The 20,459-nt window shown below is 71.0% G+C and carries 13 protein-coding genes and 1 pseudogene; 9 read left to right on the plus strand and 5 right to left on the minus strand.

Features of this window, described 5'->3' with window-relative positions:
- Positions 1 to 4: 4 nt before the first annotated feature.
- The 7 genes and pseudogenes from QFW80_RS05090 (at position 5) to QFW80_RS05120 (ending at position 7,195) form a co-directional block, all read left to right on the plus strand.
- Positions 5 to 625 (plus strand): hypothetical protein, encoded by a 621-nt coding sequence (locus QFW80_RS05090; protein WP_280600282.1) that lies wholly within the window; start codon positions 5 to 7, stop codon positions 623 to 625.
- 53 nt (positions 626 to 678) lie between these two features.
- Positions 679 to 1,704, plus strand: a complete 1,026-nt coding sequence (locus QFW80_RS05095; RefSeq protein WP_280600284.1) for an amidohydrolase family protein — start codon at positions 679 to 681, stop codon at positions 1,702 to 1,704.
- Complete coding sequence (kynU, locus tag QFW80_RS05100) at positions 1,701 to 2,978, plus strand: kynureninase (RefSeq protein WP_280600285.1); 1,278 nt, start codon at positions 1,701 to 1,703, stop codon at positions 2,976 to 2,978. Before QFW80_RS05095 ends, kynU begins: the two co-directional genes overlap by 4 nt.
- Complete coding sequence (locus tag QFW80_RS05105) at positions 2,975 to 4,327, plus strand: FAD-dependent oxidoreductase (RefSeq protein WP_280600287.1); 1,353 nt, start codon at positions 2,975 to 2,977, stop codon at positions 4,325 to 4,327. Before kynU ends, QFW80_RS05105 begins: the two co-directional genes overlap by 4 nt.
- 58 nt (positions 4,328 to 4,385) lie before the next feature.
- Positions 4,386 to 5,825, plus strand: a pseudogene (gene sbcB, locus QFW80_RS05110) (exodeoxyribonuclease I); the annotation flags it as partial.
- Positions 5,826 to 5,964: 139 nt separating this feature from the next.
- Positions 5,965 to 6,651 (plus strand): DUF2461 domain-containing protein, encoded by a 687-nt coding sequence (locus QFW80_RS05115; RefSeq protein ID WP_280600289.1) that lies wholly within the window; start codon positions 5,965 to 5,967, stop codon positions 6,649 to 6,651.
- 4 nt (positions 6,652 to 6,655) lie between these two features.
- The gene (locus QFW80_RS05120) at positions 6,656 to 7,195 is read left to right on the plus strand and encodes a DUF2939 domain-containing protein (RefSeq protein WP_280600290.1); all 540 of its coding nucleotides are present in this window, start codon (positions 6,656 to 6,658) and stop codon (positions 7,193 to 7,195) included.
- A 120-nt stretch (positions 7,196 to 7,315) separates the two neighbouring features.
- On the opposite strand, the gene QFW80_RS05125 is transcribed toward QFW80_RS05120, so the two are convergent.
- The 5 genes from QFW80_RS05125 to QFW80_RS05145 form a co-directional block, all read right to left on the minus strand.
- Positions 7,316 to 9,412 (minus strand): TonB-dependent siderophore receptor, encoded by a 2,097-nt coding sequence (locus QFW80_RS05125; RefSeq protein ID WP_280600291.1) that lies wholly within the window; start codon positions 9,410 to 9,412, stop codon positions 7,316 to 7,318.
- Between the two features lie 406 nt (positions 9,413 to 9,818).
- On the minus strand, positions 9,819 to 10,733 hold the full coding sequence (locus QFW80_RS05130; RefSeq protein ID WP_280600293.1) for a 5'-nucleotidase: 915 nt from the start codon (positions 10,731 to 10,733) through the stop codon (positions 9,819 to 9,821).
- Positions 10,734 to 10,926: 193 nt separating this feature from the next.
- Positions 10,927 to 11,697, minus strand: a complete 771-nt coding sequence (locus QFW80_RS05135; RefSeq protein WP_280600294.1) for an NAD kinase — start codon at positions 11,695 to 11,697, stop codon at positions 10,927 to 10,929.
- Between the two features lie 161 nt (positions 11,698 to 11,858).
- Positions 11,859 to 16,838 (minus strand): NAD-glutamate dehydrogenase, encoded by a 4,980-nt coding sequence (locus tag QFW80_RS05140; protein WP_280600296.1) that lies wholly within the window; start codon positions 16,836 to 16,838, stop codon positions 11,859 to 11,861.
- A 163-nt stretch (positions 16,839 to 17,001) separates the two neighbouring features.
- Positions 17,002 to 18,150, minus strand: a complete 1,149-nt coding sequence (locus QFW80_RS05145) for an acyl-CoA dehydrogenase family protein (RefSeq protein WP_280600297.1) — start codon at positions 18,148 to 18,150, stop codon at positions 17,002 to 17,004.
- Between the two features lie 198 nt (positions 18,151 to 18,348).
- Between QFW80_RS05145 and QFW80_RS05150 the strand changes: the two genes are divergently transcribed.
- Positions 18,349 to 19,278, plus strand: a complete 930-nt coding sequence (locus QFW80_RS05150) for an ArsR/SmtB family transcription factor (RefSeq protein ID WP_280600298.1) — start codon at positions 18,349 to 18,351, stop codon at positions 19,276 to 19,278.
- A gap of 76 nt (positions 19,279 to 19,354) precedes the next feature.
- Positions 19,355 to 20,437, plus strand: coding sequence for a homocysteine S-methyltransferase family protein (locus QFW80_RS05155; protein WP_280600300.1), 1,083 nt, complete (start codon positions 19,355 to 19,357; stop codon positions 20,435 to 20,437).
- Positions 20,438 to 20,459: the final 22 nt, after the last annotated feature.

A 20,459-nucleotide genomic window follows, 5' to 3' on the forward strand; every position in this document is an offset into this window, starting at 1 on the left:
GAAGATGAATCACAGGCACGCCGCCACCCTGCTGTCGGTCCTCGCGTTCTGTTTCGCCGGGCCGGCATTTGCGGTGCATCCCGAGCTGGCTGCGATCCACGAGGCCGACCAGGCTGCACGGTCCGAGCCGGCGGCGATCGACTGGAAGACGCTCGCGGTCGAGGATCGGGCGCGCCGCGAACGCGTGATGCAGTTGCTGCGCGCGGGCGAAGTCAAGGCCGCCGTCGACTACTACCACGCGGCGATGGTCTACCAGCACGGCCAAGGCCTGGAGGACATCCGGCTTGCGCATGCGCTGGCGACGGTCGCGATGTCGCTGGAGCCGGACGAGGCGAGGTATCGCTGGCTGGTGGCGGCCTCCTGGGACCGCATCATGACCACCCAGCTGCAGCCGCAATGGTACGGAACCCAGTTCCAGAGCACTCCGGCCGGCATGTTCCTGTATCCGGTCGCCGACGGTGCCGTCAGCGACCAGGACCGCCGGGCGATGCAGGTGCCGACGCTCGACGAGTCCCGGGGCCGCGTAGCGGAGATGGCGCGGATGAATGGACTGGAGGTCGATCCCGCGCCGCCGACCATCGAACAGCTGCGCGAGGCCAGGCGCGTTCCCGACCGCGCCCCCTGACACCACCGTTGCGTCCGTGCGCCACCTCGGCCCTCCCGACGTAGCATAGGCGCATGCTCAAGATCGACATCCACGCCCACTACCTGCCGCGCGACTGGCCCGACCTGGCCCGCCGCTACGGCGAGGCGCGGTTTCCGGTGATCCACCACACCGACGACGGCCGCCACCGGATCTACAAGGACGGGCGCTTCTTCCGGGAGATCTGGTCCAAGACCTGGGACCCGCGCGAACGCATCGACGACTACGCGCGGTTCGGGGTGCAGGTGCAGGTGATCAGTACCGTGCCGGTGATGTTCAGCTACTGGGCCAAGCCCGCGCACGCGCTGGAGCTGCACCAGGCGCTCAACGACCATATGGCCGCCACCTGCCGCGAGTTCCCGCGCCACTACGCCGGCATCGGCACGGTGCCGCTGCAGTCGCCGCGGCTGGCGGTGCAGGAACTGGAGCGGTGCATGGACCAGCTCGACCTGCAGGGGGTGCAGATCGGCTCCCATGTCACCGGCCCCGACGGCAGCCACTGGAACCTCGACGCGCCCGAACTGTTCCCGTTCTTCGAGGCCGCCGCGGACCTGGGCGCCGCGATCCTGGTGCATCCCTGGGACATGATGGGCACCGACACCATGCCCAAATACTGGCTGCCCTGGCTGGTGGGCATGCCGGCCGAACAGTCGCGCGCGGCGTGCTGCCTGGTGTTCGGCGGCGTGCTCGAACGCCTGCCGAACCTCAAGGTCTGCATGGCGCACGGCGGCGGCAGCTTCCCCTACACCATCGGCCGGATCGAGCATGGCTTCAACATGCGACCGGACCTGGTGGCGACCGACAACCCGCACAATCCGCGCGACTACCTCAAGCGCCTGTACTTTGATTCCTGGGTGGCCGATCCGCGCGCGCTGCGCTACCTGCTCGACACCTGCGGCACGGAGCGGGTGATGCTGGGCACCGACTATCCCTTCCCGCTGGGCGAACAGGAACCCGGCGCGGGGATCGAGGCGATCGAACTCGACGAGGCCGCGCGGGCGCGGCTGTACCACGGCACCGCGCTGGAATGGCTGGACCTGCCGCTGTCGAGGTTCGCATGAGCGACCTGTTCACCGACGCCCATGCCGCGGCGCTCGACGCCGCCGATCCGCTGCGCGGGTATCGCGACCAGTTCCTCCTGCCGCGCCACGGCGACCGCGAGCAGGCCTATTTCTGCGGCAACTCGCTGGGCCTGCAGCCGCGCGGGGCGCGGGCGCACGTCGAGCAGGTGCTGGACAAATGGGCCACCGAGGCGGTCGAAGGCCACTTCACCGGGCAGGCGCAGTGGATGCCCTACCACGAACTGGTGCGCGACCCGCTGGCGGAGGTGGTGGGCGCCGAGCCGTCCGAAGTGGTGGCGATGAACTCGCTCACCGCCAACCTGCACCTGATGATGGTGAGCTTCTACCGGCCGACCATCGAACGCACCGCGATCCTGGTCGAAGCCGGCAGCTTTCCCTCCGACCGCTACGCGGTGGAGTCGCAGCTGCGCTACCGCGGCCTGCCGCCGGCGCACACCCTGATCGAACTTGCGCCGGACCTGCCTGGCGGCCTGTTCTCGATGGAGGCGATCGAACGCGCCATCCGCGAACACGGCAAACGCCTGGCGCTGGTGCTGTGGCCCGGCGTGCAGTACCGCACCGGCCAGGCCTTCGACCTGGCGGAGATCGCGCGCATCACCCATGAGGTCGGCGCAATCTGCGGTTTCGACCTGGCGCACGCGGTGGGCAACCTGCCGCTGCAGCTGCACGACAGCGGCGCGGATTTCGCGGTGTGGTGCCACTACAAGTACATGAACGCGGGCCCCGGCGCCGTCGCGGGCTGTTTCGTGCACGCGCGTCACGCGCGGACCGACCGGCCACGGTTCGCCGGCTGGTGGGGCCACGAGGCCGCCACGCGCTTCCGCATGGGGCCGGAGTTCGTGCCCACGCCCGGCGCCGATGGCTGGCAGCTGAGCAACCCGCCGATCCTCGCGCTCGCGCCCCTGCGCGCGGCGCTGGACCTGTTCGCCGGCGCGGGCATGGCGGCGCTGCGCGGGAAATCGGTGCGCCTGACCGGCTATCTCGAAGCCCTGATCGACGCCGGCCTGGCCGACGTGCTGGACGTGGTGACCCCGCGCGATCCGGCGCAGCGCGGCTGCCAGCTCTCGCTGCGCGTGGCCGGCGGCCGCGAGCGCGGTCGCGCGCTGTTCGGGTTCCTGGGCGCGCAGGGCATCGTCGGCGACTGGCGCGAACCGGACGTGATCCGCATCTCCCCTGCCCCGCTCTACAACACCCACGCCGACGTCCTGCGCTTCGCGCGCGCGGTGGAGCAGTGGCGGAGCGCCGCGGCGTGAGCGACCCGCGCACGATCACCATCATCGGCGCCGGGCTGGCGGGGACGCTGCTGGCCACCCTGCTGGCGCAGCGCGGCTGGACGGTCGAGGTCTTCGAGCGCCGCGGCGATCCGCGCATGCACGGCTACGCCGGCGGGCGCTCGATCAACCTGGCCCTGGCCGAACGCGGACTGCACGCGCTGCGCCAGGCCGGCGCCGACCTCGGGGTGATGCAGCAGGCGGTGATGATGCGCGGGCGCATGGTGCATCCGCTGGGCGGCACGCCGGAGCTGCAGCGTTACGGGCGCGACGACAGCGAGGTGATCTGGTCGATCAACCGCGGCGAACTCAACATCGTGCTCATCGAGGCCGCCGAGGCCGCCGGTGCGACCCTGCACTTCGACCGCCGCCTGGAGGACGTCGATTTCGCCGCCGGCACCATGCGCGTGCTCGGCGAGGGCCACGACGAGCGCCGCGCCTTCGACACCCTGGTGGGTGCGGACGGCGCCGGCTCGACCCTGCGCGCGCGGATGATGCGGATGCAGGACCTGGGCGAGCGCACCGAATGGCTCGACCACGGCTACAAGGAACTCGAGATCCCGCCCGGCCCCGGCGGCGCGTTCCGGATCGAGCCCAACGCGCTGCACATCTGGCCGCGCGGGCACTACATGTGCATCGCCCTGCCCAACGACGAGCGCACCTTCACCGTCACCCTGTTCATGCCGCACGAAGGCCCGTACCCGAGCTTCGCGACCGTGGACGACGGCCCGGCGGCGCGCGCGCTGTTCGAGGCGCAGTTCGCCGACGCGGTGCCGCTGATCCCGATGCTGGAAGAGGACTACGAGCGCAACCCCACCGGCATGCTCGGCACGCTGTACCTGGACCGCTGGCACCTGGACGGACGCGCGGTGCTGCTCGGCGACGCCGCGCACGCGATGGTGCCGTTCCACGGCCAGGGCATGAACTGCGCGTTCGAGGACTGCGTGGCACTGGCTGACCGGCTCGCGCCCGGCGTGGAATTCGCCGATGCGTATGCCGCGTTCGCCGCGGAGCGCATGCCGGATGCCGCGGCGATCCAGCACATGGCGCTGGAGAACTACATCGAGATGCGCGACCGCGTGGACGACCACGACTATCGCCTGCAGCGCGCCCTCGAGCTGCTGCTGCAGGAGCGGCATCCGGGCCGCTTCGTGCCCCACTACGCCATGGTCAGCTTCATGCGCATCCCGTATTCGGTCGCGCTGGCGCGCAGTGAGCTCCAGCGCGGGATCCTGGCGCGCGCCACCGCGGGCCTGGCGTCGCTGGACGCGGTGGACTGGGCCGCGCTCGATGCCGACGTGCGGGCGCGGCTGACGCCGATCGCGGACTGATCGCAGGCCCCTCGGCAGGGCGGCGGACCTGCCGCGCCACCCGGCCTACAATGCCGACATGCCGGCCAGCTTCCTGTTCTACGACCTCGAAACCTTCGGCGCCGACCCGCGGCGCACCCGCATCGCGCAGTTCGCCGCGATCCGCACCGACGAATCGCTGCAGCAGATCGACGAACCGATCGACTTTCTCGTCCGCCCCGCGGACGACCTGCTGCCCTCGCCCGACGCCTCGATGGTCACCGGCCTGGCGCCGCAGGACGTGCTGGACCAGGGCGTGACGGAAGCGGAGGCGTTCTCGCGCATATTCGACGAGATGGCGCGGCCGCAGACCTGCACCCTGGGCTACAACTCGCTGCGCTTCGACGACGAATTCGTCCGCTTCGGCCTGTACCGCAACTTCTTCGACGCCTACGAGCGCGAGTGGCGCGGCGGCAACAGCCGCTGGGACCTGCTCGACGCGATGCGGCTGGCGCACGCGCTGCGCCCCGATGGGATCGCCTGGCCCCAGCGCAACGACGGCAAAGGCACCTCGTTCAAGCTCGAACACCTGGCGACGGCCAACGGCGTGCGCACCGGCGACGCGCACGAGGCGCTGTCGGACGTGCGCGCGCTGATCGGGCTCGCGCGGCGCTTCCGCGAGGCGCAGCCGCGCCTGTGGCAGTACGCGCTGCAGCTGCGCGACAAGCGCTTCGCCGCCAGCCTGGTGGACACCGTGGCGATGACGCCGCTGCTGCACGTCTCGCAGCGCTATCCGGCCAGCCGCCAGTGCGCGGCGCCGGTCGTGCCGCTGGCCAGGCACCCGCGCTACGACACCCGGGTGATCGTGTTCGACCTCGACAGCGACCCCGCGCCGCTGCTGGACCTCGATGCCGAAACGATCGCCGCGCGCCTGTACCTGCGCGCCGACCAGCTTGGCGAGGGCGAAAGCCGCATTGCGCTGAAGGAAGTCCATCTCAACCGTTGCCCGGCGCTGGTGCGCTGGGACCACCTGCGCGACGAGGATTTCGCCCGGCTCTCGATCGACCCGGCCATTGCCCTGCAGCGCGCGGAGCGGCTGCGGGCCGCCGGCCCGGCGCTGGCGGGGAAGCTGCGGCAGGTCTACGAGCGGGACCAGGCATTCGCGCCGGGCGACGCCGACGCGGGCCTGTACGACGGCTTCATTCCGGACGGCGACAAGCGCCTGTTCGCCGACGTGCGCACCACGCCGCCGGCGCAACTGGGGGCGCGCACTTTCGGCTTCCAGGATCCGCGCATGCGAGAACTGCTGTTCCGCTACCGCGCGCGTAACTGGCCGCACACGCTGGACGCCGGCGAACGCCTGCGCTGGGACGCCTACCGGCGCCTGCGCCTGGCCGACGGCAGCGGCCTGTCCGAACTCGGGTTCACGCAGTATTTCGAGCGCATCGCGACACTGCGCAGCGGCCACGCCGCCGACCCGGACCGCCTGCGCCTGCTCGACCGGCTGCGGCACTGGGGCGAGGATCTGGCGCGCAGCCTCGGCAGCGACGCCGCGCCACTCGCGCAGGAGGCGGGCCGTGCCGCGCCGGCCGTCACGGCCGGCCCGCCGTCCGATCCGGTCACGCCATCCCTGTTCCCGACCCGCTGAGCCTACGTACCGCACCGCGCCCGCCCCACCCATGCCGACCTACTTCACGCCCAAAAGCCTTAAATTCCTGCGCGCCCTCGCCCGCCACAACGAACGGGCATGGTTCCAGGACCACCGCGACGACTACGAGACCCACGTGCGCGAGCCGTTCCAGCGCCTGCTGGCCGGCCTGCAGGCGCCGCTGGCCGAGGTCAGCGCGCACTACCGCGCCGATCCGGCCAAGGTCGGCGGCTCGCTGTTCCGCATCCACCGCGATACCCGCTTCGCCAACGACAAGACCCCGTACAAGACCTGGCAGGGCGCGCGGCTGTTCCACGAGCGCAGCCGGCAGGTGCCGGCGCCGTCGTTCTACGTGCAGCTGCAGCCGGGCAACTGCTTCATCGGTGGCGGCATCTGGCACCCGGAGCCGCCGGTGCAGCGCCAGATCCGGCAGTTCATCGTCGACAATCCGGGCGGCTGGCAGGCGGCGGCGCATGCGCCCGCGTTCCGGCGCCGCTTCGCGCTCGACGACGCCGACATGCTGGTGCGACCGCCGCGCGGATTCCCGGCCGATTTCGAGTACATCGACGACCTGCGCCACCGCAACTTCGTCGCCTGGCGCGGCATCGAGGATGACGCGATGCTGGGTCCGCGCCTGCTGCCCACCCTGGTGAAGGACCTCCAGGCCATGGCCCCGTTCATGGACTACCTCTGCGCCGCCCTCGACCTGGAGTTCTGAGCCCATGCGCAAGTGGATCATCCTCGCCGGAGTGCTGCTGGCCGCGCTGCTGGCATGGACCGCCGCCGGGCCGTACCTGACGATGCACGCCATCGGCAAGGCGGTGCGCGAGGAGAACGCCGCCGCGCTGGCGCGCCACGTCGACTTCCCGCCGCTGCGCGCGAGCCTCAAGGCGCAGCTGGGCGACCGGCTGGCGCGCCGCGTGGGCGTGGAGGCGCAGTCGGGCTGGCTCGGTGCGCTGGGTGCGACGGTGGCCAACGAACTGGCCGGCGGCGCGGTCGACCTGATGGTCACGCCCTACGGCCTGGGCGCGCTGATCGAAGGCCGCAAGGTCTGGAACCGCGCCACCGGCCTGCCCCCGCCGCGCACCGAAGCCGGTGCCGCCGCGCGCCCCGACCCCTGGCGCGATGCCCAGCGGCGCTACGAATCGACCTCGCGCTTCACCGCCACCGTGCACACCGACGACGGCGCGCCGGTGGTGTTCGTGCTCACCCGCCAGGGCGTGCGCTGGAAGCTGTCGGATATCCGCCTGCCGCCGCCCTGACGCGCGTTCGCCATCGGCTGGCGCTTCGGTCGCGGCGCCAAGCGGCCCGGCGCATCCTGCCGCTGCGGTCGTCGCCCGCGCGTGGGCGGGCTCGTCCCGTCGGTACGCCAGCCCCCGCCCTCAGAACCGCCAGTTCAGGCTGAGCGTGTAGTTGCGCGGGGCGCCGTAGTAGCCGCTGTAGCGCAGCGTGTTGATGTACTTCTCGTCGCCGGCGTTGTTGACGTTGAGCCGCAGCGCGGCCTCGGGCAGGAAGTTCCAGGCCACGAATCCGTTGATCACGGCGTAGCTGTCCTGGCGCACGGTGAAGCCACTGCTCTCGACGTTGGAGATATCGCTCTGCCAGCGCGCGCCCACGCCCCACGACAGCGTGTCGAACGACGGCACGCGGCCGCTGAGCACGAGGTTCGCGGTACGCCGCGGGACCCAGCGATAGGTGTCGTCGCCGTCCTGGCCGGTCAGCTTCAGGGCCGTGTAGCCGAACACCACGTCGAGCGAGTCGCTCACCCGGCCGGTGGCTTCGAGCTCCACGCCGCGCGAGGTCACGTCCACGCCCTCGTAGTAGAACTGGCCCATGTCGTTGTAGCCGGCCCCGGTGGCCAGCCCGTCCTGCTCGGCGCGGAACACCGCGAGCGTGGTCAGCAGGCGCTTGTCCAGCCATTCGGCCTTCACGCCCAGCTCGTAGTTCGAGCCCCTGGTCGGGTCGAGGTAGCGGCCTTCGGCGTCGGACTGGCTCTGGGGCTGGTAGATGTCGGAGTAGCTCACGTAGCCGAGCACGTCGGGCGTGAAGTCGAACGTCAGCCCGGCGTAGGGGCTGGTCTGGCGTTCGGTCTGGTCGAACACCACGCCGTAGTTCTGGCCGTCGCGGTGGTACTCGGCCCAGTTGACGCCGAGCACGGCCTTGAAGCGGTCGGTCAGCGACAGGCGGGTGGCGCCGTAGGCGCGCTTGAGGCGCTCGTCCAGGGTGCTGTAGGTGGACAGCTCGCCCCACACCGGCTCCGGGATCACATCGCCGCCCCACGGGAAGCCCGGCATCGGGATGTACCCGCACACCGCCTCGCCGCACAGCGCGCCGGCGAACTGGTTGCTGACGTTCTCGCTCTGCGACCAGCTCACGCCGAACATCGCCTCGTGCTCGCGTCCGCCCATCGCGAAGCGGCCGTTGACCGTGGCCGAGCCGAGGTCGGCGGTAAACGCGTCCGCGCCGCCCCACGGATAGCCGTAAAGGCCCACGTTCGTACCCGGCTCCAGGCCGGTGCCATCGCGATCCGTGGCGTAGAACAGCTTGTCGTCGCTGCGGATGTCGCGGCGGTTGTAGGCCAACTTCAGCTGCCAGTCCGCGCCCAGCTGGTGCGTGTATTCGATGAAGCCGGTGCGGGTGGTGGTGTCCCAGTAGGTCCAGTCCTGGGTGGTGGACGCGCCCCGGTCCCATTCGGCCTGGGTGCCGTCGCTGTACATGAAGCCGAGCGCGCCCCACATGTTGCCGTCGGTGTCGGCGTCCTGCCAGGAGTAACCGATCGTGAGGGTGCCGTTCTCGCCCACCTGCCCGTCGACCACACCGTAGACGAAATCGCGCCGGTCGTCCTTGCCGCGCAGGTACGAGCCGCCCTGCTCGTGCGCCGCGACCACGCGTCCGGCCCAGGTCCCGTCGGCGGTGAACGGCGTGGAGTAGTCCACCTCGCCGCGGACCGTGCCCCACGAGCCGTAGGAGAGCCCGAACGTGCCGCGGGTGTCGTTGGTCGGGCGCTTGCGCACGTAGTTGATCGTGCCGGCGGAATTGCCCACGCCGGTGAGCAGGCCGTTCGCGCCGCGGATGACTTCCAGCTTCTCGTAACCGAACGTGTCCTGGGCACCGGTCACGATGCCCCAGCTGTTGGGCAGGCCCACGCCGTCGATCTGGGTATTGGCGATCTCGAACCCGCGCGCGGTGAAGTTGGTGCGGTTGGTCTCCCACTCCTCGACCTGGATGCCGGTGGCCAGGCGCAGGGCCTCGTTGAGGCTGTCGGTGCCGAACTGGGTCATCTGCTCGCTGCCGACCACGCTGATCGACTGCGGCGTGTCCTTGATGGTCAGGTCCAGGTTGGTGGCGCCGTTGCTGACGCGGTTGGCACGCTGGCCGACCACGAGCACCGCGTCGAGATCGCGGGCCGACGGCGTGGCGCCGTCCGTCGCCTCCTGGGCAAGCGTGAGCCCGGGGACGCCGGCCAGGGCCAGGCACACGGCCGCGGACAGGCGGCGGGGAACGGGTCGGAGCGACGGAGCACGGCGGCCCGGAACACGGGCGGGGACGAAGACGGAACGCATCTAGCGGGTCCTGAGACGGGGTGGTCGCGGGGCCCGGAGGCCGCTCGCGGCGCGGCTCGCTGCCGCGGATGCGTATTAAAATGCAAATCACTCGCATTTGGCAACGGGCAATCGGCGGAGGTGGTGTCGACCGGATGGGCTCGAATTGGCCCGATCCGCGATGCGCGACATGCCTGGCGACTTGTCCGCGAGGTCGTCGAGGGCGCGGCGATGCCCTGCACCGCGCGTGTTCCGCTGATGATCTGCTGACCGCTGGCGGCCGACCGGCGCCCTGGCTCTACCAGGCCGGCCCACGCGGCCCGGGCGCCCGCCTGGGCATAGGCTAGCTGTTCGACACCCCGTGCGGGACATGGCCGGCCAGCACGTGCTGGCGGGCGCTGTCGATGTTGTGCGCCGAATCGTCGAAGAAGATGTCGGCGCCGAAGGCTTCCAGGAACGGCCCCTTGGCGCGCCCGCCCAGGAACAGCGCCTCGTCCAGGCGCACGCCCCATTCGCGCAGGGTGCGGATCACGCGCTCGTGCGCCGGCGCGGAGCGGGCGGTGACCAGGGCGGTGCGGATCGGCGAGGCCTCGCCGACGGGAAACGCCGCCTGCAGGTCGTGGAGTGCCGACAGGAACGCGCGGAACGGTCCGCCCGACAGCGGCTCGCGCGCGTTCTCGATCTCGTGGCGGTGGAAGGCGTCGATGCCGCCCTCGCGCGAGACCCGCTCGCCCTCGTCGCCGAAGATCACCGCGTCGCCGTCGAACGCGATGCGGATCTGCTCGCTGGCCATGGTGCCGGGCTTGGCGCGATCGGGAAGGATGGTGGCGGCCGCGACGCCGTTCGCCAGCGCCTGCCGCACGGATTCGGGATTCGCCGACAGGAACAGCTGCGCGCCGAACGGGCGGATGTAGGGCCACGTGGGCTCGCCGGAGGTGAACGTGGCGCGCGAGATGGGGAGTCTGTGGTGCTGGATGGAATTGAAGATGCGCAGGCCGGTGTCGGCGGAATTGCGCGAGAGCAGGATGACCTCGACCCGCGGCGCGTCCGGCGGCGCGGCCACGTTGAGCGCCAGCAGCTTGCGCACCAGCGAGAACGCGATGCCCGGCTCCAGCACGTCGTCCTCGTGGGTGCGCTGGTACTCGGAATACGGCTCGATGCCCTCGCGCTCGAACAGGGCGTGGCTGTCCTCCAGGTCGAACAGCGCGCGCGAGGAGATCGCGATGGTGAGGACCGCGACGGGTTCTTTGCGGGACATGGGGAAATTATGCCTGTGTTGGCGGCGGGCGCGGCGGCGAGTCGCCGTCGGCTCGCCGGCCATCCCCGCTCCATGCCGGACAGGATGCGCGCGAGGCGCCCGAGAGGCCTCAGCGTGACGCCCGCGTCCCGCCCCGAGTGGCGGCTCGACTGTTCACCGATCGAGCCCGTGGCCTGTCCGCCGTTCCGCCCGCTCAGGCCTCGAACTGCTCGCTGAGGATGCGTTCCTCGAGGTTGTGCTCGGGATCGAACAGCATGGTGACGGTGCGCTCGCGCGATTCGCGGATCATGACTTCGACCACGTCGCGCACCTCGTGCGAATCGGCGGTGGCGCTGACCGGACGCTTGAACGGGTCGAGCACGCGGAAGCGCACCTCCGTGTCGCCCTTGAGCAGCGCCCCGCGCCAGCGACGGGGCCGGAAGGCCGCGATCGGCGTCAGCGCCACCACGTTCGCGCCCAGCGGCAGGATCGGCCCGTGCGCAGAATAGTTGTAGGCGGTGCTGCCGGCGGCCGTGGCCACCATCACGCCGTCGGCGATCAGCTCGTCCAGCCGCAGCTTGCCGTTGAGTTCGATCGACAGGTGCGCAGCCTGGCGCGTCTGGCGCAGCAGCGACACCTCGTTGTAGGCCAGCGAGCCCACCGTCGCCCCCGACTCGGTCTGCGCGATCATCTCCAGCGGATGCAGCACCGCCGGCTCGGCCGCGCGGATGCGCTCGATCAGGCCCTCCTCCCGGTGCTGGTTCATCAGGAAGCCCACGGTGCCGAGCTTCATCCCGAACACCGGCTTGCCGAGGCTGCCGTGGCGGTGCAGCGTCTGCAGCATGAAGCCGTCGCCGCCGAGCGCGCACAGCACGTCCGCCTCGTCCGGCTCGCACTGGCCATGGCGCGCGGCAAGCGCGGCGATCGCGCCCTGCGCCTCGTCGGTCTGGCTGGCGAGGAAGGCGATGCGTGGCGTGGTGCTCATCGGCGGCTCCTGCTCGGTCGATCCCCGAGGATAACCCGCGCAGGCGTCGCGTCCGAGGCGGGCGCCGCCGGCGCCCGCCGTGCGGGACCCGTGCGGCCGGGAAGGCAGGCACGGGAGCACCGACCGCGGCGGATGCCGCGGCCGGCCGCGATCAGCCGCGATCAGCCGCGCTGGGCGAGCTGCGACAGCCGCTGCACCGCCACCGACGCGGTCGGGTAGTCGAGCGTTTTCTGCGCCGCCAGCTCGGTCAGCATCGCCAGGGTGAAGCGCAGGGTGGCGTCGTCGCGACCCAGCCACTGCTGCACCTTCTCCTCCGGCGTCTCGCCGGGCATCGCCAGCACCTGGCCGACGATCGTGCGCTGCTGGGTCGCGAGTTCCTCGCGCAGCACGCCGCGTGCCACCGCATGCCAGCGGCCGTCGACCTGCAGCGCGTCGATCTGCTGCGTGAGCCACGGCACGCGCAGCGCCTCGCCGACGCGGAAATGCAGCCTCGCGACATCGATCGGTCGCCGCTTGCGCTCGGTCGCCAGTTCGATGATGTCGGCGCATGGCTCCAGGTACGGCAAGGCGGCCAGCTGGCCGGCGAGTTCCGCCGGCACGCCCTTGCCCAGCCAGTCGGCCAGGCTGGCCTCGTACTCGGGCCGCTGCGAGTCGGGCAGGATGTTCTCGCCCGCGCGGATGTCGCGGAAGCCGTCGTGGTAGCGGTTGACCGCGGTGGTGATGTCCGGGATCGCGCCCGGGCGCGACAGCAGCCAGCGGGTGAACGAGCGCTGCAGGTTCCAGATCACCAGCAGCGCGTCGATCTGCACCGACTCGGCGACGCGGCCATCGAGCGCGTCGATGTCCAGCCACAGCGCGCGCGCCTCCAGCGTCTCGCGGGTGATGGTGAACGCCTTGGCCACCTCGCCGTAGCTGCGGCCGCTGTCCTCCTGCATGCGCAGCAGGAAGGTCGCGCCCATGCGGTTGATCATGGTGTTGGTCACCGCCGTGGCGATGATCTCGCGCTTGAGACGGTGCTGCTCCATGGCCTGGGCGTACTTCTTCTGCAGCGGCTGCGGGAAGTAGCGCTGCAGTTCCTTGGACAGGTACGGATCCTCCGGCACGTCCGAGCGCAGCAGTTCGTCGAACGCGACCAGCTTCGAATACGACAGCAGCACCGCCAGCTCCGGCCGGGTCAGGCCCTGCCCGCGCGCCTTGCGCTCGGCCATCTCCGCGTCGGACGGCAGGTATTCGATCTGCCGGTCCAGCAGCCCCTGCTGTTCGAGCGTGCGGATGAAGTGCTGCTTGGAGCCCAGGCGCGAGACGCTCATCCGCTCCATCAGGCTGATCGCCTGGTTCTGGCGGTAGTTGTCCCACAGCACCAGCTGCGCGACCTCGTCGGTCATCGAGGCCAGCAGCTTGTTGCGCGCCTCCATCTTCAGCCGGCCGTCCTGCACCTGGGCGTTGAGCAGGATCTTGATGTTGACCTCGTGGTCGGAGGTGTCCACGCCGGCGGAGTTGTCGATGAAGTCGGTGTTGAGCAGTACGCCGTGCTGCGCGGCCTCGATGCGGCCGAGCTGGGTCAGGCCCAGGTTGCCGCCCTCGCCCACCACCCGGCAGCGCAGGTCGCGGCCGTCGACGCGGATGGCGTTGTTGGCGCGGTCGCCGACGTCGGCGTGCTGCTCGCGGCTGGACTTGACGTAGGTGCCGATGCCGCCGTTCCACAGCAGGTCCACCGGAGCCCGCAGGATCGCCGACAGCAGCTCGTTGGGCGCCATCGCGGTGGTGCCCTCGGCCAGGCCGAGCGCGGCGCAGGCCTCGGGCGTGAGCGCGATCGACTTGAGCGTGCGCGGAAACACGCCGCCGCCCTTCGAGATCAGGGCCGTGTCGTAGTCGGCCCAGCTCGAGCGCGGCAGCGCGAACATGCGCTCGCGCTCGGCGAACGAGCGCGCGGCGTCGGGCTGCGGGTCGATGAAGATGTGGCGGTGGTCGAACGCGGCCACCAGGCGGATGTGCCGGGACAGCAGCATGCCGTTGCCGAACACGTCGCCGGACATGTCGCCGATGCCCACGCAGGTGAAGTCCTGCGCCTGCGAATCGTGGCCCAGGGCGCGGAAGTGGCGCTTGACCGATTCCCACGCGCCGCGCGCCGTGATCCCCATGCCCTTGTGGTCGTAGCCGACCGAGCCGCCGGAGGCGAACGCGTCCGCCAGCCAGAAGCCGTAGTCGGCGGAGATGCCGTTGGCGATGTCGGAGAACGTGGCCGTGCCCTTGTCGGCCGCGACCACCAGGTACGGATCGTCCTGGTCGTGGCGCACGACGTCGACCGGCGGCACGATGCGGCCGTCGACGATGTTGTCGGTGACATCGAGCAGGCCGCTGATGAACAGGCGGTAGCAGGCCACGCCCTCGGCGAACAGCGCGTCGCGGTCGCCGCCCGCGGGCGGGCGCTTGACGATGAAGCCGCCCTTCGAACCCACCGGCACGATCACGGTGTTCTTCACCATCTGCGCCTTCACCAGGCCCAGCACCTCGGTGCGGAAATCCTCACGTCGGTCGGACCAGCGCAGGCCGCCGCGCGCGACCGCGCCGAAGCGCAGGTGGATGCCCTCCACGCGCGGGCCGTACACGAAGATCTCGCGGTAGGGGCGCGGCTTGGGCAGGTCGGGCACGCGCGCGGAGTCGAACTTGAACGCGATCGTCTCCTTGAACGCGTCTTCCCGGCCGCGCTGGTAGTAGCTGGTGCGCAGGGTCGCGTCGATCAGGCCCATGAAGCTGCGCAGGATGCGGTCCTCGTCGAGGCTGGACACCGTGTCCAGCAATGCCCGGATCGCGAGGCGCGCGGCGTCGTCGCGCGCCTCGCGCCCGGCGCCGCGGGCATCGACCACGGGCTGCACCGCCGCGGCCGCCACGGCGTCCCCGCCGGCCAGCGCCTGCAGGTGGCCGGACAGGTGCGCGGTTGCGGTCGCGAGCGTCGCCTTGTCCTCGCGCCCGGCGCGCGGGTCGAAGCGCGCCTCGAACAGCTCCACCAGTAGCCGCGCGATCAGCGGATTGCGGGCGAACGTGTCCTCGACGTAGCTCTGCGAGAACGGCACCCCGACCTGCTGCAGGTAGCGCGCGTAGCCGCGCAGCAGCGCCACCTGGCGCCAGGTGAGCGAGGCGCCGAGGATCAGGCGGTTCAGGCCGTCGTTCTCGGCATCGCCGCGCCAGACCCGCGCGAAGGCCTCGGAGAAATCGCTGCCGGCGCGCTCGGCGTCGAGCCCGGCCACGTTCGATTCGACCTCGAAGTCCTGGATGTACACCGGCGCGCCGTCGACCTCGATCCGGTACGGATGCTCGGTGATCACGCGCAGCCCGAGGTTCTCCATCATCGGCAGCGCGTCGGAGAGCGGGATGTCGCCGCGCTGGCGGTAGAGCTTGAAGCGCAGCGCGCCCTCGCCGGGCATCGCGTGCGGCGACTGCTGCAGGCTCAGCTGCAGGTCGTCTTCGCCCGTCAGCGCCGCGAGGCGCTCGACGTCGGTGGCGGCGATGGCGGGCGTGGCGTTCTCGATGTAGCCGGCCGGCAGCGCGCGACCGTAGCGGCCGGCGAGCGCCAGGCCCTGTTCCTCGCCGTGGCGGGCCACCAGCTCGTCGCGCAGGTCGTCCTGCCAGTTGCGCACGATCACCGCCAGCTCGCGCTCGAGCTGGGCCTGGTCGACCTCGAACTGCTCGCCGCTGCGCGGGCGCACGATCAAGTGCACCTGCGCCAGCGGCGATTCGCCGATCAGCACGTTGGCGTCGACGTGGTCGGCGTGCAGCACTCGGCGCAGCATCGCCTCCACCCGACGGCGGACCTCGGTGTTGAAGCGGTCGCGCGGGATGTAGGCCAGCACCGAGTAGAAGCGGCCGTAGCGGTCGCGGCGCAGAAACAGGCGGCTGCGCACTCGCTCCTGCAGGCCGAGCACGCCCGTGGCCAGGCGGAACAGCTCGTCCGCGGTGGACTGGAACAGCTCGTCGCGCGGCAGGGTTTCCAGGATGTGCTTGAGCGCCTTGCCGCTGTGGCCGGTGGGCTTGAGGCCCGATTCGCTCATCACGTGTTCGTAGCGCTCGCGCACCAGCGGGATGTCCCACGGCCGCCGGTTGTAGGCGCCGGAGGTGTACAGGCCGAGGAAGCGCTGTTCGGACACCGCGCGCCCCTGCGCGTCGAAGCCCAGCACGCCGATGTAGTCCATGTAGCCGGGACGGTGCACGGTGGAGCGGGCGTTGGTCTTGGTGAGCACCAGCGAGTCGGCCAGGCCGTCGTTGCTCATGCGGTGCGCGGCCAGCGACTTCAGCGGCCGTCCCTTGCCCTCGCCGCCGCGCAGCAGGCCCAGGCCGCTGCCTTCCACCGGCACCAGCAGCTCCTCGCCGCTCTTGCTGCGCAGCTGGTATTCGCGATAGCCGAAGAAGGTGAAATGGTCGTTCGCGGCCCAGCGCAGGTACTCTTGCGCCTCGCGCCGCTCGGCGTCGGTCACCGGCAGGCGGCGGGTGGCGAGGTCGGCCGCCACCTGCTGCATCTTCTCGCGCATCGCGCCCCAGTCGCGCACGATCGCGCGCACGTCCTCGAGCACCTCGACGATCGCCGACTCGATCTCCTTCATGCCCTCGGCGGTCTGGCGGTCGATCTCCAGGTGCATCACCGATTCGGTCTCGCCCTCCCCCACCGCGACCAGCCGCCCGGCCTTGTCGCGCGCGATCTGGATCACCGGATGGCCCAGCACGTGCACGCCGACGGCGCGCTCGGCCAGCGCCATGGTCACCGAATCGACCAGGAACGGCATGTCGTCGTTCACCACCTGCAGCACGGTGTGCGGCGATTCCCAGCCGTGCGACTTCAGGCCCGGGTTGAACAGCCGCACCTGCGCGGTGCCGGGCTTGCGGCGACGCATGAACTCGAGCAGGTCGGTGGCGAGCGCGGCCCAGCCTTCGGCGCTGTGCTGGGGCAGTTCGTCCTCGGTCATGCGCCGGTAGAAGGCGTTGGCGAACGCGTTCGCGTCGTCCTGCGCGGCCTTGCCGGCGCGCTTGCGGACCGCATCGAGGATCGGCTGCAGCACGCCCGCGGTGGCGGAGGTCGCCGGGGTACGCGCGGGCTTGGCGCCCGCGGCCTTGCGCGCCGGGGCTCGGGAGGGTTTGGCGGGGGTCATGGGAAGCGGGCTCCGGATGGAGTGAGGCCCGCGTTCTCACGCGGGCCACGGGGCTGGGCGCGCGCCGCGGGGCGCGCACCAATGGATGCTGCGGGATGGACGCCGCCTCCCGTGTCGGGATCGACGGCCAGCCTGGCGCGGTGGCGCGAAGACACGGCCGGGCTCAGCGCAGGCCGGTCTCGCTGCGGGCGATCACCAGGCGCTGGATCTCGCTGGTGCCTTCGTAGATCTCGGTGATCTTGGCGTCGCGGAAGTAGCGCTCGATGGGCATTTCCTTGGAATAGCCCATGCCCGCGTGGATCTGCACCGCCTGGTGCGCGATCCACATCGCCGCTTCCGACGCGGTGAGCTTGGCGATCGCCGCCTCGGCCGAGAACTTCTTCCCCTGGCCCTTGAGCCAGGCCGCGCGCAGGGTCAGCAGCAGCGACGCGTCGAGCTTGCACTTCATGTCCGCGATCTTGGCCTGCGTCATCTGGAAGGTGCCGATCGGCTGGCCGAAGGCCTTGCGCTCCTTCACGTAGGCCAGGGTGGCCTCGTACGCGGCGCGGGCGATACCCACGGCCTGGGAGGCGATGCCGATGCGGCCGGCGTCGAGCACGCCCATCGCGATCTTGAAGCCTTCGCCCTCCTGGCCGAGCACGTCTTCGGCGCGGGCGACGTAGTCGTTGAACTCGATCTCGCAGGTGGCCGAGGCGCGGATGCCGAGCTTGGGCTCGGTCTTGCCGCGTCCGAAGCCCTCGCGCGTGGTGTCGACCAGGAACGCGGTGATGCCGCGCGCGCCCTTGTCCGGCTCGGTCATGGCGAACAGCACGATGTACTTCGCCACCGGGCCGGAGGTGATCCAGCTCTTCTTGCCGTTGATCACGTAACTGCCGTCGGCCTGCTTCAGGGCGCGGCAGCGCATCGCGGTCGCGTCCGAGCCGGACTGCGGCTCGGTCAGCGCGAACGCGCCGATCTCGGCGCCTTCCGCGATCGCGCGCACGTAGGTCTGCTTCTGCTGCTCGGTGCCGTGGGTCAGGATGCCGTTGCAGAACAGCGAGTTGTTGACCGACATGATGGTCGAGTGCGCGGCGTCGCCGGCGGCGATCTCGACCATCGCCAGCACGTAGGCCACCGGGTCCATGCCCGCGCCGCCGTACTCCTCGGGCACCTCGATGCCCATCAACCCGTTCTCGCCGAGCACGCGGATGTTCTCCAGCGGGAACTCGCCGGTGCGGTCGTGGTGCTCGGCGCTGGGCGCGATCTTTTCCTGCGCGATGCGGCGCGCCACGTCCTGGATCATCAACTGCTCTTCGCTGAACCCGAACTCCACGGCGACCTCTATCGTTTCCGGAGAAACCTTATTGTAGCCCGCGGCGGCACGCGTGGTCCCCATGGCGCCCACCTGCGCACCGCGCTTCGCCCGCACCTGCGCCCGGGCTTGCAGCGTGACACCACGGTACACCCCGCGCGGTTGCGCTCACCGACGTCGCGGCGCAAAATATCTCTATATCGCGATATGGAGATATGCATGGACCTCGAGGCCTGGTCTTCCCGGCTGAAGGTGCTCGCCGACCCCACCCGCGTGCGCCTGCTGGCGCTGCTGGAGGGCGAGGAGCTGACGGTGGCCGAGCTGTCGGGCATCACCCGGCTGGCGCAGCCGCGCGTGTCCACCCACCTGGCCAAGCTCAAGGACGCCGGCCTGGTGCGCGACCGGCGCGCGGGCGTGTCGGCCTACTATCGTTTCGACGACGAATCGCTCGATCCCGCGCAGCGCGCCCTGTGGCAGGCGCTGTCCACCGGCAGCGACGACCCCCTGTTGCGCCAGGATGCCGAACGCGTGGCCGGCGTGCTGGCGATGCGCGCGGCCGACCAGAACTGGGCCGATTCGGTGGCCGGCGACATGGAGCGCCACTACTCGCCCGGGCGCACCTGGGAGGCGCTGGCGCGCAGTGCGCTGCCGCTGCTGGAAACCGGCAACGTGCTCGACATCGCCTCCGGCGACGGCGTGCTGGCCGAACTGCTGGCGCCGCACGCACGCCGCTACGTCTGCGTCGACAGCAGCCGGCGCGTGGTCGCGGCGGCCGCCGAGCGCCTGCGCAAGTTCCGCAACGTGGAGGTCCGCGAGGGCGACATGCACGCCCTGCCCTTCGGCGACGGCGAGTTCGACCTGGTGGTGCTGATGCACGCGCTGACCTATGCCGACAAGCCCGCGCAGGCGGTGGCCGAAGCGGCACGGGTGCTGCGCCCGGGCGGCCGCCTGCTGCTGTCGAGCCTGGCGCGGCACGAGCACCAGAGCGTCGTGCAGGCCTACGGACACGCCAATCTCGGCTTCGCCGACAAGGACCTGCGCCGGTTCGTCTCGCGCGCCGGGCTGGAGCTGGTGAACGCCGACACCGTGACCCGCGAGAAGCGCCCGCCGCATTTCGAGGTGATCTCGATGATCGCCCGCAAGCCGTAGCGGCGCCGATCCACCCTCGCCGCGGCCGCCGCGCCGTTTCTCCGCCACTTCCGAACGCCTGCCCATCGAGCCACGCATGAAGACCCTCCCCTGGCTGCACCCCGACCGCGTCGCCCTGCTGCTGGACGCGCTGCGCACGCGCATCCTGGTGATCGACGGCGCCATGGGCACCATGATCCAGCGCCACGACCTGCAGGAAGCCGACTACCGCGGCGAGCGGTTCGCGGGCGGCTTCGACAGCGCGCACGCGTCCGCCGGCGCCGCGCCGCAGGGCCACGACCTCAAGGGCAACAACGACCTGCTGCTGCTCACGCGGCCGGACATCATCGCGGACATCCACACCGCCTATCTCGAGGCCGGCGCCGACCTGGTCGAGACCAACACCTTCAACGCCACCGCCGTCAGCCAGGCGGACTACCGCCTCGAGCACCTGGTGCGCGAACTCAACGTCGAGGGCGCGCGCATCGCCCGCGCCTGCTGCGACGCGGTCGCCGCGGCCACCGGCCGGCCGCGCTTCGTGATCGGCGTGCTCGGGCCGACCAGCCGCACCGCCTCGATCAGCCCAGACGTGAACGACCCCGGCTTCCGCAATACCAGCTTCGACGAGCTGCGCGCGACCTACCGCGAGGCGATCGACGGCCTGGTCGATGGCGGCGCCGACACCCTGATGGTCGAGACCATCTTCGACACGCTCAATGCCAAGGCGGCGCTGTATGCGATCGAGGAGGCGTTCGAGGCGCGCGGCGGGCGACTGCCGGTGATGATCTCCGGCACCATCACCGACGCCTCCGGCCGCACCCTGTCCGGGCAGACCGCCGAGGCGTTCTATGCCTCGGTCGCGCACGGCCGGCCGCTGTCGGTCGGCCTGAACTGCGCGCTGGGCGCGAAGGACCTGCGCCCGCATGTGGAAACGCTGGCGACGGTCGCCGACGGCTACGTCAGCGCGCATCCCAACGCCGGCCTGCCCAATGCCTTCGGCGGCTACGACGAGACCCCGGAGGAGATGGCGGGCGTGCTGAAGGAGTTCGCCGAAGCCGGCCTGCTCAACCTGGTCGGCGGCTGCTGCGGCACCTCGCCCGACCACATCCGCGCGATCGCGGACGCGGTTGCCGGCGTCGACCCGCGCGCGCTTCCCGATCGCCTGGCGGACGCCGCGTGACCCCCACCGCCACCCGCGCGCC

The sequence above is a fragment of the Luteimonas rhizosphaericola genome, from assembly GCF_029888045.1.
In the GTDB taxonomy this organism is placed as follows: Bacteria; Pseudomonadota; Gammaproteobacteria; order Xanthomonadales; family Xanthomonadaceae; genus Luteimonas; species Luteimonas rhizosphaericola.

What these genes read in the sequence shown, in the direction of transcription:
- QFW80_RS05135 (WP_280600294.1), bottom strand. Translation starts at nt 11,697, where the DNA reads ATGAGCACCACGCCACGCATCGCCTTCCTCGCCAGCCAGACCGACGAG.
- QFW80_RS05140 (WP_280600296.1), bottom strand. Translation starts at nt 16,838, where the DNA reads ATGACCCCCGCCAAACCCTCCCGAGCCCCGGCGCGCAAGGCCGCGGGC.
- QFW80_RS05095 (WP_280600284.1), top strand. Translation starts at nt 679, where the DNA reads ATGCTCAAGATCGACATCCACGCCCACTACCTGCCGCGCGACTGGCCC.
- QFW80_RS05120 (WP_280600290.1), top strand. Translation starts at nt 6,656, where the DNA reads ATGCGCAAGTGGATCATCCTCGCCGGAGTGCTGCTGGCCGCGCTGCTG.
- QFW80_RS05130 (WP_280600293.1), bottom strand. Translation starts at nt 10,733, where the DNA reads ATGTCCCGCAAAGAACCCGTCGCGGTCCTCACCATCGCGATCTCCTCG.
- QFW80_RS05150 (WP_280600298.1), top strand. Translation starts at nt 18,349, where the DNA reads ATGGACCTCGAGGCCTGGTCTTCCCGGCTGAAGGTGCTCGCCGACCCC.
- kynU (WP_280600285.1), top strand. Translation starts at nt 1,701, where the DNA reads ATGAGCGACCTGTTCACCGACGCCCATGCCGCGGCGCTCGACGCCGCC.
- QFW80_RS05115 (WP_280600289.1), top strand. Translation starts at nt 5,965, where the DNA reads ATGCCGACCTACTTCACGCCCAAAAGCCTTAAATTCCTGCGCGCCCTC.
- QFW80_RS05155 (WP_280600300.1), top strand. Translation starts at nt 19,355, where the DNA reads ATGAAGACCCTCCCCTGGCTGCACCCCGACCGCGTCGCCCTGCTGCTG.
- QFW80_RS05090 (WP_280600282.1), top strand. Translation starts at nt 5, where the DNA reads ATGAATCACAGGCACGCCGCCACCCTGCTGTCGGTCCTCGCGTTCTGT.